This window comes from Streptomyces sp. NPDC050264 (assembly GCF_040655895.1).
GTDB lineage: Bacteria > Actinomycetota > Actinomycetes > Streptomycetales > Streptomycetaceae > Streptomyces.
This window is the reverse complement of record NZ_JBFAKV010000028.1, coordinates 17,228-30,870: the sequence shown is the minus strand read 5'-3', so window position 1 is coordinate 30,870 and position 13,643 is coordinate 17,228. Positions and strand designations below refer to the sequence as shown.

Genomic DNA, 13,643 nt, shown 5'->3' with positions numbered 1-13,643 from the left:
GACTCCCCCGGAGCACGCCATGACACCTGCTTCCCAGGGCCCCGTCTACGGCAGCGCGGTCACCAAGGTCGAGCCCTTCGGCGTCGACCACATCCCCGACAGCGAGCGCCACGGCAAACCGAGTTCGCAGTTCTTCGTCTGGTTCGCCGCGGGCCTCAACTTCCCCGTGATCCTGCTGGGTTTCAGCGCCGCCTGGTTCGGGCTGAGCTTTCCCGCCGCCGTCGGCGCGATCGTCGCGGGGGCCGCCATCGGCTCCCTGCTCATGGCCGTCATGTCCCGCATGGGGGTGCGCCTCGGCGTACCCCAGCAGATCCAGGCCAGGGGCCCGCTGGGCTTCTACGGCAACTTCCTGCCCGTCGCCTACATCAACGTCTTCTCCGGCATCGGCTGGGCCGCGGTCACCGTCATCCTGGGCGGAAAGGCGTTCGCGGAACTGTCGCATCTGCCGTACTGGCTCTGCGCCGCCCTGCTCACCGTGGTCGAAGTGGTCGTGGCCGTCTTCGGCTACAACATGATCAACTTCCTTCAGCGGATGCTCACTTACGTCCTGACCCCGCTCTTCCTCCTGATCACCGTCGTGGCCGTGGTGCGCGGCGGAAGCCTCTTCGCCGCCAACCCGCAGGCCGCCGGATACGTCGGCAGCAGTGGCGGTGTCATCACTCTGGGCGGGTGGTTCCTGGCCTTCCTCGTGGCCTGGGCGCCCTTCGCGTCGGACTACTCGCGCTATCTGCCCGACACCCCGAAGGTCGTCCGGCGCACCGCCTGGTACACGGGGTTCGGCAACTTCGCCACCATCTGCTGGCTCGGCATTCTCGGCGTGGTGGTCGGCGGTTCCGCCTCCAGCACCGACACCATCGCCGCTCTGCACGAACTGGCGGGCCCGTTCGCCGTCCCCGCCCTCATCGCCGTGGGCCTGTCCGCGCTGGCGCAGAACTTCCTCAACGTCTACGGCGGCGCGATCTCCGTACAGACCCTGAAGGTCCCGGTCACCCGCTCCCAGGCAGTGGTCGCGATCTGTGTGCTCGCCTACGTCATCAGCCTGTGGGGCGCGTCCGGTACGGAGGACAAGTTCAAGGTCTTCCTCAACCTGACCGCGTACTTCATCGCCCCCTTCGCCGCGGTGCTCCTCCTCGACTTCTACCTGGGCGGACGCAGCGACCCCCGGCGGATCGCCGAACTCTACGACCGTTCCAGGGTGCTCGGCTGGGGGCTGCCGGCCTGGGCGGGCGGTGTCCTGGCATCCGTCCCGTTCTGGCAGTCCAGCCTGTACACGGGCGCGTTCGCCGCCGCCCACCCCGGAGCGGGCGACCTGAGCATGCTCGTCGCGGCCGGGGTGACGGCCGTCCTGTACCTGCTGACGTACCGACTGAAGCCGCTCTGGCAACGGACCGCGACCGGAGACGGCCCCACGGACACGGCCGCGGAACCCTCCGGACAGGCCCCGGACCTCGCCACCCGCACCTGACACCGTCACGGACCACGACTGCAGGGCCTGACCCGCCTCACCTGAGGGGATCAGGCCCTGCGTGCCGTACGGCCCGGGGCCGAGGTCAGCCTCTGTTTTGGGGGCGTCGTCGTCCGGCCGGGCCCGGGAGTGTCCCCCCTGTACCCGGAAGGCCGGCGTCCGGGCCCTCACGCACCTCAGTAGCATGTGCGCATGTTGGCCTATGCCCCATCGCTCGTATGCTTGCTCGTCTGCTGCTTCGGAGTGGTGCGTGACCGCCGCAGGGTCAGCAACGCCGTCTTCCTGGGGCTCGCCCTCGTCTTCGCCGCGGCCGCGCTCTTCCTGCGACTCGCTTCCAGAAAACCGCAGTTGGGCCACGACATGGCGGTCGCTCTGCTGGTTCTCGCGGCTCTGGGCATCGTCACACTGGCGTGGTTCCTGCTCGCCAACGGCATCACCATGGTGCGCAAGGAAGGCAGGAGCCCGGGCAATCTGCTCTCGCTGGGAGCGGGCATCGTCCTGGTCGCGCTCGTCGCCCTGTTGATCACCGCGCTGGTCCTGCACACGCACACCCTCGTGGTCGTAGCGGGAACCGCTGTCGCGCTCGCCGGGTACGTCGGCTTCCTCTTCCTCTGCTTCCTGCTCTACGCCACGCTCTACGAGCGTCTGCGCATCCGGCGCGCGGCGGATTACGTGGTGGTGCTCGGCTCGGGCCTGGTCGGCGGCAGCACCGTGCCGCCCCTCCTGGCCAGCCGTCTCGACCGGGCGCGCAAGGAGCACGCCACGCTCTCGCGCCGAGGAAAGCGACCCGTGCTCCTCACCTCCGGAGGGCAGGGGCCGGACGAGGAGTTGCCGGAATCGCACGCCATGGCCGACTACCTCGTCGCACGCGGATTCCCGGCCGACCTCATCGAGCGCGAGGACCGCTCGACCACCACCGAGGAGAACCTGACGTTCAGCAAGGCGCTGATGCAGAAGGCACGTCCGGACTACCGGTGCGTGATCGTCACGAACAACTACCACGTCTTCCGCGCCGCGGTGACCGCCCGCCGCACCGGCGTGCGGGGCCATGTCGTGGGCGCCCCCACGGCCGCGTACTTCTGGCCGAGCGCCGTGATGCGTGAGTTCGTCGCCATCCTGCTCACCTACCGCCGGACCAATGCCGCGATCTTCCTGCTCCTCCTGCTGGGCGGCTTGTTCATCTGGTGGCTGGGCTGGCCGTCGACGGGTCACGCCGAATTCCTCGGGTCCTGACGAGAGACCGTTCAGTCGCCCTCGTGACGCCCGTGCGGTTCCCAGTTCCCGTCGGGCGTGACGTCGGACGCCACGGTGTGGCTGTCCCACGGCATCGGCGCCGCCGCGGCCTGCGACGCGAGAACCCCCGCGGCGGACACGACAACGAACAGAACAGCGGTCACACGGAGCCGAAGACGCATCTGTTTCCCTTTCCCGAACCGGAGTTGAGGCGCCGTCACCGGTCGGCGCCACCGCCCAGTCTCAAGGCGACGGCACAGGCCGACCACCGCTTCCACCCGTCCCCCTCGATCGGGAGACGGGATTCCGGTCGTCCGCGTCAGGCGGTCGGCTCAGCAGGGGGCCGCCAGCCGTTGGCCAGGATGTCGAAGACCTCCTCCACCGCGGCTCGGCGGTCCTTCTGTCCCTGCGCGAGCAGGGGAACATCCAGAGCGAAGCGGGCGAGGGCCGCGCAGGCGAGGTTGCCGTGCTCGACGCCGAACTCGTCGGCGATGGCCGCGCCGAGGGTGTCGGTGTGCCGGATCCACATGCGCTCGGCGTACGCGCGCAGCGCCGGGGTGGACTCCACCAGGTGGTTGAACTCTTCCCTCTGAGGATGCGCCGCGATCGGGAGCCACGTGTCCAGCACGTGCCGGCGCAGGGCCTCGATGACGTCCTGACCGGATTCGCGCCGGCGCACCGCGGCGGTCAGCCGGGCGTCCGTGCTCTCTTCCTGGTCGAAGACGAGGGCTTCCTTGCCGGTGAAGTGCTTGAACACCGTCGTAGGCGAGACGTCGGCCGCTTCGGCGACATCCCGGACACTCACGTGGTCGTACCCGCGCTCCAGGAAGAGACGGAGAGCGGCGTCGGCGATCGCTTGCCGGGTGGCCGCCTTTTTGCGTTCGCGGCGGCCGATCGGGGGTTCGGTCATGGCGAGATCGTAGCCGATAGCGGTATCCATAGCTAAGTGGAACCAGCAGATAAGTTGTCACGTACCACTTTTTTACGTACTCTCCTTTTAGGCGTCGCGGAACACTTTGCGCCCTGCGCCGCGGCCGACGCTCGCCGCCCCGCCTGCGGCCTCCGCCCCTCTTGTCCCGCCCCTCGCGAAAGGCACAGCCATGACTTCACCGCACCCCGCCCACGCCCGGATCAGCATCATCGGGGCCGGCCCCGGCGGGCTGACCTGCGCCCGCATCCTTCAACGGCACGGCATCACGGTCACCGTCCATGACCGCGACGCCGGTCCCGACTCCCGCGACCAGGGCGGCTCCCTGGACCTGCACGCCGACAACGGCCAGATCGCCCTGCGCGCGGCCGGCCTGCTGGACCAGTTCTTCGAACTGGCCCGCCCCGAAGGCCAGGAGATGCGTCAGATGGACCCGACCGGCACGATCACGTCCCACCAAGTCCCGGCGGACGACGAGATGTTCAAGCCGGAGATCGACCGCGGACAGTTGCGCGGCCTCCTGCTCGACTCGCTCCTGCCCGGGACCGTGGACTGGGGTCACGCGCTGGAGTACGTCAGCGGGCCCGCCGAGGGGCCCCGGCGGCTGCACTTCACCGACGGCACCACCGTCGAGGCCGATCTGGTCATCGGTGCCGACGGCGCCCGCTCCCGGGTCCGGCCGGCCGTCTCCCCCGCCGTCCCCGAATACAGCGGCGTGAGCTTCCTGGAAGCGTGGTTCGACGACGTCGACGACCGTCACGCCGAGATCGCCGGACTGGTCGGCCGAGGCGGCGCCCACGTCGCCGACGGCGAACGCGCCATGTTCGCCCAGCGCAACGGCGGCGACCACATCCGCGTCTACCTCATCCAGCGCGTCCCGGCCGACTGGATCCGCGCGAGCGGCCTGACGCCCCAGGACACCGAGGGCATCCGCTCCCTGCTCCTGGACCGTTATGCCGGTTGGTCGCCCCGCCTGCTGCGGATACTCACCGACAACGACGGCCCCTACGTCGATCGTCCGATCCTCGCCCTGCCCGTCCCGCACACCTGGGAGCACAGCCCGACGGTGACCCTGCTCGGCGACGCCGCCCACCTCATGCCCCCGCTCGGCGTCGGCGTCAACCTCGCCATGCTCGACGCCGCCGACCTCGCCGCGGCTCTCCGCGACGCCACCACCGTCGAGGACGCCGTACGCGTCTACGAGAAGACCATGCTCCCCCGGTCCGCCGAGATGGCCCGGCTCCTCGAAGGCGGCGCCGAGCACCTGCTCGGTGACGACGACCGCGCGGCCTGAACACCGCCGCGCGCCGCCGGACTCCGCGTCGCGAAACGGCGTTGCGCGAAGGCGTTTTTCTCCCTTTTGCCTATGGCGTCCCGACTCGATACCTAGAGTCGTCGAGTGCCGTCCTCGACGGTGCGGGACCGGCCCACCCCGACGCCGGCGACGCCCGGGGCCGCCGTGCCGGTCGACCCGTAGGCGCACTGCGACACATGCCGGGCCCGGGTGCCCGGAGCCCTGGAACGGCCCCGCCGACGCACGTTTTGCCCCCTCACCCCGCGGCAAGGCGCCCTGTCGACGATGATCACGACTAGCCGTCACGGCACGCGCCTCGGCGGCGGACGGGAGACGAGGTGCGGACAGACGGTCACACCGACAGCACGAGCCCGGGCGGCGTACGGCGGCGCGCGCTGCTCAGCGCGGGGGCCGCGGGCGCGGCCGCGCTCGCCACCGGCTGCAGCACGTCCGCCGCCGAGGAAAGCGCCCCGAGCCCCACCCCTTCCGCACGCACCTCACGGACCGCCTCGCCGAAGCCCACGCACCGCCGCCCCGAACTGCCGCGCGGCGGACGCCGACTCTTTCCCGAACACCGGCTCGTCGGCTACTGCGGACTGCCCGGCGCCGCCGCCCTCGGCCGACTCGGCACCGGCGACCTGGACGACCGTGTCGCGGAGATCGAACGTCGGGGCCGCGCCTACGCGGACGGCCGCACCGTGCTACCGGTCCTCGAACTGCTGGCCGTCGTCGCCAACGCGGGACCCGGCCCCGACGGCACGTACCGCAGCCGCACCCCCGACAAGACGGTCCGCGCCTTCCACGAGGCCGCCCGCGACCACAAGGCCCTGCTCCTGCTGAACATCCAGCCGGGCCGCGCGGCTCCCCTCGACGAGGTGAAGGCCCTCCGGGAATGGCTCGTGCACCCGGACGTCGGCATCGCCCTGGACCCGGAATGGGAAATGAGTTCCGGCCAAGTACCGGGCAACACCTACGGCCACACCAGCGGCGCCGAACTCACCCGGATCGCCGCCTATCTCGCCTCCCTCGTCGAGGAACACGACCTCCCGGAGAAGGTGTTCGTCTACCACCAGGTCGCCGAGTCGGTCGTCCGTGACGAACAGCGGTTGAAGGTGCCCAAAGGTGTCGCCGTCATCAAGAGCGCCGACGGGATCGGCTCCCCGCAGCTCAAGCGCCAGACCTGGAAACAGCTGGTCGACGCGATGCCCCCGCGACTGCACACCGGCTTCAAGCTGTTCTTCGAGGAGGACGCCGAGGGCGGCGGCCGCCTGATGACACCCGCCGAGGTACTGGCCCTGACCCCGCGTCCGTCGTACGTCATGTACGAATGACGCGCACGGGCCTGCGGTACGTAAGTTCCGTGCTCCCCCGCACTCCGATCACCTGAATCGGGACGGCGGGGCGCCGAACGCGCGGGAGAAAGCGGCCGTGAACGCGGCAGGCGAGGCGTAGCCGAGGCGGGAGGCGACCGCGGTCACGCTCTCGGTCGTGAGCAGCGGGAGACTCGCGAGGAGGCGCGCCCGCGCACGCCACGTCGCGGGACTCGTGCCGGTGAGCGCCCGGAAGCGCCGGTCGAAGGTGCGCGTGCTCATCGCGGCCGAACGCGCCCAGTCCGTGTTCGTCAGCGTGGCGTCGGGCGCGGCCAGGTAGGCACGGCAGAGCGTACGGAACGGGTCGGCACGCGGGAGGGAGATCGCGAAGGGCACCGGCGTCATCCGGCGCAGTTCGTGCAGGGCGAGGCGCACGAGCGCGCCGTCGCGGCCGGCCGTGTCGTAGTCCGCGTCGAGGTCGTTCGCGGCGCGGAGCAGTTCGCGCAGCAGGGGCCCGACCTCGATGACCGTGCACGAGGTCGGCCACCACGGCACGGCGTCCGGTTCGACGTAGAGGCTCCAGGTGGAGACGCCGAGCATGCGGACCTCGTGCGGTACGCGCGGAGGGATCAGCACGGCCCGGTCGGCCGGTACGGTCCACGAACCCTCGTCGGTCTCCACCTGCATCACGCCGCAGGCGCCGTAGAGCAACTGCGCCCGGCGGTGCGCGTGCCGGGCGAGCAGGAAGTCCGGCGGGTAGTCGGTACCGATGGGGAGCACGTCCACGGGGAGGTGGTCGTGGTCGTCGATCGAGGTGTTGCGCACCTGTGCAGCCTAGGGCCTGGACCGCTGGTGGCTGACACACGAAGCTTATGGTCACAGTGTCGATTGCTGGACACCACCGCGGCGCGGTGGAATCGTCAGGTGTCCGAACTCGTACTCGTTCTCATAGGTCTTCTCGTCGGTGTCACCACCGTCCTCTTCGGCTTCGGCGGCGGTTTCGTGACCGTCCCGGTGATCACGGTGGCGGATGCCGCGCTCGGCGACGACGCGGTACGCGTCGCCACCGCGACCTCGGCCCTGGTCATGCTGGTCAACGCGGTCGTGGCCACCCTCGCCACCAGGCGCGAGGTGCTCGCACGGTTGCGCGGGCGCTGGGCGTTGTTCCTCCTGCTCGCGACCGGCGGCGCGCTCGGCGCGGCTGCCGCCCGCCTCCCGCCGGGCGATGTCATCCGCTGGGGGTTCGTGCTCTACGTCGCGGCGACCGTCGTCGATCTCGTGGCGCGCCCCGGATTCCTCCGGCCGGCCTCCGTCGCGTCCCGGGCCGCCCGCACGCACGCCATGCCGACCTGGCTCGGTGTGCCGATCGGGGGGATCGCCTCGTTCCTCGGTGTGGGCGGCAGCGTGATGACGGTTCCGCTGATGCGCCGCGCGGGGGCGTCGATGCCCGTGGCCGCGGCGCTGGCGAACCCGCTCACCCTCGTGACCGTCGCCCCTGCCCTGCTCGTCTCGCTTCTGCTGCACGGAAACGCACCGGATGCCCCGGGGCTCGTGGGCACGGTGGACGTCCTGCCCGCGCTCGCGCTGCTCGCGGGATCGCTGCCGGTGATCGTCGGTCTGCGGCGCCGGCCGCCACGGATCCCGGACGCGCTGCACGCCTGGGCCTACGTCACTTTGCTCGCGGCGGCGGGGGCGACGGTGGCCGTGACGGGCTGAGACAGCCGAGAACCGATAAGAATCGGGCATCTTCGCGCCGACCCGGTCACCGTCAACGGCGATCCGGAAGCCGGTCCACCGGTATCCGACATGTGGCCGGCCCGGCGCCCGCGGCTGGCTACGTTGGGGCGGCAGATCTCACCGAGCCCTGGATTGGAGGTGAGTGATGGACGCGGCGCCTGTCGCCACGATCCCGGTACAGCAGCTCCGGGCGGGCGACCATGCGATTGCCAGCTACAACGACGACGACGCGGGCGGCGACGTAGTGGCCGCGTTCACGTGGACGGGGCTCGCCAAGCGCGAGAAGGTGATGCTCTTCGCCGCCCCACAGGTGGCCGAGGACCAGGTGTGGAACCGGCTGGACACGCCGGGCCCGCTCCTGAGCATCGCCCGCGACCGGGGCCAGCTCGTCGTCAGCAGCATGCGCGCGCTCATCCACCCCGACCGGCACTTCACCCCCGAGCGGCAGTGGCAGCGCATCGAGGAAGAGACCGAGCAGGCCCTGGCGGAGGGCTACCGGGGACTGCGCACCTATATCGACATGCACTGGGTGGGGGATCTGAACGCCGATGTCGCGGTGATGATGTACCGCGAGTCCCACGCGGAGCACCTGTTCACCGACCGCCCCTACACCGAGGTCTGTTCCTACGACAGCCGCTGGTTCACCGACGAGGTCCTCGGCGCCATGCACGAAGCCCACCCGTGCCGGCTGCTGCCCCACCTAGGAGCCCTGCACGCCGAACACACGGACACCGTCGTGCGGCTGGCCGGTGAGGCGGACATCGCCACCCGGGAACAGTTCATCGCCGCGCTGCGCGAAGGGCTGGCGCGCACCGCGGACGCCCAAGGGCTGACGGTGGACCTGTCGGGGCTCAGCTTCCTGAGCGCCGCCTGCACCATGGACCTGCTGCGACTGGTCGCGTCCTGCGCGCACCAATCGGTCGAGGTGCGCTGTCATTCGACAGTGGCCCGCCTCCTGCGCCGCGCCGACCCCGGCCGCATCCCCCATCTCCTCATCAGGGAGGTGAGCCGCACATGACAGCACCCGGCCGCGGCGACCAGGCTGACACCCCCGTGCTGGAATATCCCTTCACGCGAGGCGACCTGCCCCGGCTACGGATGCTCGTCGACCAGTACGCGGACCGCGAGGGCCTGTCCGAAGTACGACGCTGCGACTTCGTCGTGGCCATCGACGCCGTCGCCACCAACGCCATCCAATACGCCGGTGGCGGCGGCATGTTGACCCTGCAGCGCGCCGACGGCCATCTGGAATGCCACGTCCACGACGCCGGGCCGGGGTTCACCGCGGATGTCACCCCGCCAGCGGCTCCCGGGGCCGGCGACCCCGGCGGGGGCCGCGGACTGTGGATCGCCGCCCTCAGCACGGACCAGCTGACCATCTCCTCGGACACCAGGGGCGCCATCGTCGCCCTCATCATGCGGCTGCCCCACTGAACGTCCCGCCCGCCCCCTGGGCAACATGTGATGTCACAAGTGACACGTTGTGCTCAGACGATGTCACTCACGTGCCCATTGCCCTCACTTCGCGGGCCGCGGGGCACGCAGGTGGGCGCGCTCTGCCAGCTCCTCCTTGGAGACGAGTTCGAGCATGGGCTTTCCCGGCGCGCACATCATGGTCACCACGAACCGGGTCCTCGCGTCGCTGAGCGCGTTCCCGTCCTGGTAGTGGATCACGTCGCCACCCGGCTCCCAGAACGTGCCGCCGGCCTCCACCACCCGCTCGGGTTCGCCCTCCAACTCGAAGCGGACCGCGCCCTCGACAACGTACCCGAAGGCGGGGCCCGAGTGGCGGTGCGGCGGGGTGCCCGGATCGCCGGGCTCCCACTCGACCTGGATGGTCATCGCGGAGGCGCCCGCGGGGATCGTCAGCGGCGCGGCGTCCTGGAGCAGTTGTGCCGCCTTCATCCAGCCTTCCGACGCCGTCTCGTCACCGGCTCCGTGCATGTGCGCTGCGTGGTTGTCCGACACTGTTGAGCACCTTCCGTGCGTCGCCATGTCATGGGCAGAGCGCTCCGTCCGCCGGGCGCGGCTCCATGACCGTTCATCAAGGGTGACCGGACACGGTGCGGGTCTGTGACACGTAAGTCGGCCCGGCTCGTGATGTGGCGGTGCGTGTCACAGCAGGGAGACAAACATCCAACGTCGAAGGCGAAAGTGTTCCCTACGTATGATGAAGAGTGGTAACTGTAGTGCGAGCGCGGCGGCGCATCGAAGCACGCCCGGGCGCACTCGCCATTCGATGACTCAGGACGAGAGGAACACATGGTCTCCGGGACCCATGCGGCACACGACATCGAGGTCACCGCCGAGAGCCTGCAGGAGGACCTGGCCCGGCTGGAGGTCCAGCGGCAGGCCCTGGAGCGGGAACTGGCCGCGGTCGTCGCCCATCTCCGTTCCGTCCAGCGCGCTCTGGAGGCCTTTCAGACGTTGCTGCCCTCCCTCGGGCCTTCCGGAACCGTCAGCACCGCGCCCCCGCATGTGACCGGCTCGGCCGCACGCGGGGAAAGGCGGGAGGCGCCCGCGGTGGAGCCCTCGACCGCACCTCAGGCCCATGAACCGGCCGAGCACACCGACGAGTCCGACGGGCAGACGAAGTACGGCAAGCTCACCGAACAGATCCTGGACTACTTCGCCGAGGCCGGTGACACCGACGTACGCGCGCGCACTGTCGCGGCGGCCCTCGGCCGCGACAGTGACAGTGGCAGCATCAACGCCGTGCGCAGCACCCTCGACCGCCTGGTCGGCACGTCCCGTATCCGCCGGGCCGGCCGCGGCCTGTACCGCGCCGCGTGACTTTCCGGATTCGCTGATTCCCCCTCGGTCCCCCGAACCCCTTGGCTAGGATCGCGCTCTCTGCACATGCATCGTGCACCTCATTTCACAGACACGTTGTTTTGTGTAACACGTGCGCGTGTCACACGAGCTATTGGGAGTCAGCTTGCTCTCCACACAGTCGGCATCCGTCGTCCGTGCCACCCTTCCGGCGGTCGGGGCCTCGCTCGGCGCCATCACCGAACTCTTCTACCGCCGAATGTTCGAGGAACGCCCGGACCTGCTGCGCGGCTTGTTCAACCGGGCGAACCAGGCCAACGGCGCCCAGAGTGAGGCGCTCGCGGGGGCGGTGGCGGCTTTCGCCACCGCCCTCGTCGATCACCCCGACGAGCGTCCCGACGCCATGCTCGGCCGCATCGCCAACAAACACGCTTCGCTGGGCGTCACTTCCGACCAGTACAGGCTGGTGGGGCGCCATCTGCTGGGAGCCGTAGAGGAGTTACTCGGCGACGCCGTCACTCCCGCCGTGGCAGCCGCGTGGGACGAGGTGTACTGGCTGATGGCCAACGCCCTCATCGCCATGGAGGCCCGGCTGTACGCCGAAGCCGGCGTGGAGAACGGCTTCGTCTGGCACGACATGGAGATCGACGAGCGCACCGAGGAGTCCCCCGACACCGCTTCCTTCGTGCTGCGCCGCCGCGACGGACTGCCCACCGAGCCCTTCCTGCCCGGCCAGTACGTCAGCGTCCAGGTCGAACTCCCCGACGGAGCACGACAGATACGCCAGTACAGCCTGTCCGCCGCTCCCGGCCACAAGACCTGGCGCATCACCGTCAAACGCGAACGCTCCACCGACGACCTCGTCCCCGAGGGAGAGGTGTCCTCCTGGCTGCACGCCCACGCCCGGCCCGGCCGGACGCTCAAGGTCTCCCTGCCCTTCGGCGACCTCGTGCTCCCCGACGGCGACGGCCCCCTGCTCCTCGCCTCCGCGGGCATCGGCATCACCCCCATGCTCTCCATGCTCGACCACCTGGCCACCGTCTCGCCCGACCGGCCCGTCACCGTCATCCACGCCGACCGCTCCCCCGCCCAGCACGCCCACCGCCTGGAGCTGGCCGAACTCGTGCACCGGCTCCGCGACGCCTCGTTGCACCTGTGGTACGAGGACCGCGCCGCCGAGTGGTACGAGAGTTTCGGCGACGCCCCGGGTGAGCCGGGGACACCGACGGCGCACGTGCGCGAGGGCCGGGCGGACGTCTCGGGTCTGCTCCTGCCGAAGGACACGACCGCCTTCCTGTGCGGCCCCCTCCCTTTCATGCAAGCGGTCCGCAGTGACCTGCTCGCTCATGGCCTCGGCCCCGCGGCCATCCATTACGAGGTGTTCGGTCCCGACCTCTGGCTCAGCAAGTAGCAAGCGCCGTGCGCACGGGTGGCACGCAGGCACCGCTCGCCACACGAGTGCGTCCGGTCGGGTGGTCGCGGTCGCCCCGACATGCGCGCCGCGGGTGACCGGCTCACCGTGGGTCGTGTCGGACCACGGACCAACCCGAGGAGTCGTCATGGCTGACCGGAACAACTGGCAGGACCCGACCGATCCGTTCGATCCGCAGGATGAGCGGGCCCGCCGGGATCCCGGGCGCGAGCGCCAGGCACCGGAGCGCGAGAAGCCCCGCGAGGACGACACCCGGCCCCTGCTCCCCGAGAAGGACCAGCCGGGCTACAGGAGCCCCGGGGACAGCGACGGCTACCGGTAGGCCGCACCCGCGTCATCACGCCCCCGGAGCGAGCACGACGGCCCCGGGGGCGTCGCGTTGTACCCGCGACGTCGCGGCCCCCTCGATTGCCGACGGCATTCGGGGGCACAGGTGCACGCGGAGCGCACGCGGTGCGTGCCCCACTGACCTGGGGAGCGGATGGAGATGGGCACGGCGACCAAGGTCCCCGAGACGCGGGACATGCGGGGCGACGAGCTCTCCGGCGACGAGGCGTACGCCGCTCTGCGCCGCTACGCAGGACAGCAGCTGCTGCGGGATGCCTTCGTCCGGTTCCGTTACGCGGACGGGTTCAGCCACGCCCGGGCACTGGCTCTGCAGACAGTGCTGGCGCTGATCCCGCTCGCCATCGTGTTCGTCGGCCTGTCGACGACATTGCACACCGAGAGCATCGGGCGGTTCGCGGAAGTGACCATGCACCGGATCGCCCGGGGCCCGAGTGCCGCGGTGGTCGACGACGCCCTGGCCAGAGGCCGGCGAACCGCGGGCGGGGGCACGCAAGTCGCTCTCTGGTTCGCCCTGGCGTTCTCGCTGTCCAACGTCACCACCGGCATGTGCCAGATCGAGCGCGGCGCGAATCGCATATACGGCAACGAGCGCGACCGCCCGTTCCTCAAGAAGTACGCGCGCGGACTCGTCATGGCCGTGTGCGCCGGACTACCGCTGGGCCTCGGCTTCGTCATGATGGTGGCCGGACGCGATCTGGGTGCGGCGGCCGTGTCGGTCTACGGCCTCGGTGACAGGTTCAACGCCGTGTGGGACGTCCTGCGGTGGCCGCTGGGCCTGGTGTTGGCACTGTTCTCGGCCAGTGCCATCTTCCGGCGCTCGCCACGCCGCCGGCAACCCGGCTATACGTGGCTGGCGTTCGGTGCGGCCGTGTATCTGGTGCTGTGGTCGCTGCTGACGTGGGGACTGAGTCTGTATCTCTCGGTCAGCGGTTCGTTCGACACCGTCTACGGACCGCTCAGCGCCTTCATGTCGCTGCTGCTGTGGGCGTATCTCACCTCCGTGGCGCTGTTCCTCGGCCTGTCGTTCGCGGCTCAGCTCGAAGCGGCACGCGCTTTGCAGCCCGGCCCCGCCGCGCCTGATCCCGGAGTGTGAGGCGGCGCGGACGGGGGCGGGCGGGCGAGCT

General features: G+C 70.3%; 15 protein-coding genes. 11 read left to right on the top strand and 4 right to left on the bottom strand.

Annotation, left to right across the window (positions count from 1 at the left end):
* Positions 1-19 precede the first annotated feature (19 nt).
* Positions 20-1,465: a cytosine permease gene (locus tag AB0J02_RS36075; protein ID WP_363198070.1), complete on the top strand. Its 1,446-nt coding sequence runs from the start codon at positions 20-22 to the stop codon at positions 1,463-1,465.
* Between the two features lie 192 nt (positions 1,466-1,657).
* Positions 1,658-2,698 carry a YdcF family protein gene (locus tag AB0J02_RS36070; protein ID WP_363198069.1) on the top strand — a complete coding sequence of 347 codons (1,041 nt, stop codon included), beginning with the start codon at positions 1,658-1,660 and terminating at the stop codon, positions 2,696-2,698.
* An 11-nt stretch (positions 2,699-2,709) separates the two neighbouring features.
* On the opposite strand, the gene AB0J02_RS36065 is transcribed toward AB0J02_RS36070, so the two are convergent.
* Together AB0J02_RS36065 and AB0J02_RS36060 are read right to left on the bottom strand one after the other, a co-directional pair.
* Complete coding sequence (locus tag AB0J02_RS36065) at positions 2,710-2,862, bottom strand: hypothetical protein (RefSeq protein WP_363198068.1); 153 nt, start codon at positions 2,860-2,862, stop codon at positions 2,710-2,712.
* A gap of 155 nt (positions 2,863-3,017) precedes the next feature.
* On the bottom strand, positions 3,018-3,608 hold the full coding sequence (locus AB0J02_RS36060; RefSeq protein ID WP_363198067.1) for a TetR/AcrR family transcriptional regulator: 591 nt from the start codon (positions 3,606-3,608) through the stop codon (positions 3,018-3,020).
* Between the two features lie 190 nt (positions 3,609-3,798).
* On the opposite strand from AB0J02_RS36060, the gene AB0J02_RS36055 reads away from it, so the two are divergent.
* On the top strand, positions 3,799-4,920 hold the full coding sequence (locus AB0J02_RS36055; protein ID WP_363198066.1) for an NAD(P)/FAD-dependent oxidoreductase: 1,122 nt from the start codon (positions 3,799-3,801) through the stop codon (positions 4,918-4,920).
* Between the two features lie 338 nt (positions 4,921-5,258).
* Complete coding sequence (locus AB0J02_RS36050) at positions 5,259-6,251, top strand: hypothetical protein (RefSeq protein WP_363198065.1); 993 nt, start codon at positions 5,259-5,261, stop codon at positions 6,249-6,251.
* A gap of 48 nt (positions 6,252-6,299) precedes the next feature.
* Here AB0J02_RS36050 and AB0J02_RS36045 read toward each other — a convergent pair whose 3' ends face one another.
* The gene (locus AB0J02_RS36045; protein WP_363198064.1) at positions 6,300-7,055 is read right to left on the bottom strand and encodes a helix-turn-helix transcriptional regulator; all 756 of its coding nucleotides are present in this window, start codon (positions 7,053-7,055) and stop codon (positions 6,300-6,302) included.
* Positions 7,056-7,154: 99 nt separating this feature from the next.
* Here AB0J02_RS36045 and AB0J02_RS36040 point away from each other — a divergent pair, with 99 nt between their 5' ends.
* The 3 genes from AB0J02_RS36040 (at position 7,155) to AB0J02_RS36030 (ending at position 9,401) form a co-directional block, all read left to right on the top strand.
* Entirely contained in the window at positions 7,155-7,946 is a 792-nt protein-coding gene (locus AB0J02_RS36040) for a sulfite exporter TauE/SafE family protein (RefSeq protein ID WP_363198063.1), read from the top strand.
* Positions 7,947-8,112: 166 nt separating this feature from the next.
* Positions 8,113-8,985, top strand: coding sequence for an MEDS domain-containing protein (locus AB0J02_RS36035; protein ID WP_363198062.1), 873 nt, complete (start codon positions 8,113-8,115; stop codon positions 8,983-8,985).
* Positions 8,982-9,401, top strand: coding sequence for an ATP-binding protein (locus AB0J02_RS36030; RefSeq protein WP_363198061.1), 420 nt, complete (start codon positions 8,982-8,984; stop codon positions 9,399-9,401). Before AB0J02_RS36035 ends, AB0J02_RS36030 begins: the two co-directional genes overlap by 4 nt.
* Positions 9,402-9,485: 84 nt before the next feature.
* On the opposite strand, the gene AB0J02_RS36025 is transcribed toward AB0J02_RS36030, so the two are convergent.
* Positions 9,486-9,911: a cupin domain-containing protein gene (locus AB0J02_RS36025; RefSeq protein ID WP_363198156.1), complete on the bottom strand. Its 426-nt coding sequence runs from the start codon at positions 9,909-9,911 to the stop codon at positions 9,486-9,488.
* Positions 9,912-10,229: 318 nt separating this feature from the next.
* Between AB0J02_RS36025 and AB0J02_RS36020 the strand changes: the two genes are divergently transcribed.
* The 4 genes from AB0J02_RS36020 (at position 10,230) to AB0J02_RS36005 (ending at position 13,612) form a co-directional block, all read left to right on the top strand.
* A complete protein-coding gene (locus tag AB0J02_RS36020) occupies positions 10,230-10,760 on the top strand; it encodes a hypothetical protein (RefSeq protein ID WP_363198060.1) in 531 nt (176 codons plus the stop codon).
* Positions 10,761-10,905: 145 nt separating this feature from the next.
* The gene (locus AB0J02_RS36015; RefSeq protein WP_363198059.1) at positions 10,906-12,150 is read left to right on the top strand and encodes a globin domain-containing protein; all 1,245 of its coding nucleotides are present in this window, start codon (positions 10,906-10,908) and stop codon (positions 12,148-12,150) included.
* Positions 12,151-12,298: 148 nt separating this feature from the next.
* On the top strand, positions 12,299-12,493 hold the full coding sequence (locus tag AB0J02_RS36010) for a hypothetical protein (RefSeq protein WP_363198058.1): 195 nt from the start codon (positions 12,299-12,301) through the stop codon (positions 12,491-12,493).
* A gap of 165 nt (positions 12,494-12,658) precedes the next feature.
* Positions 12,659-13,612, top strand: coding sequence for a YihY/virulence factor BrkB family protein (locus AB0J02_RS36005; protein WP_363198057.1), 954 nt, complete (start codon positions 12,659-12,661; stop codon positions 13,610-13,612).
* Positions 13,613-13,643 lie beyond the last annotated feature (31 nt).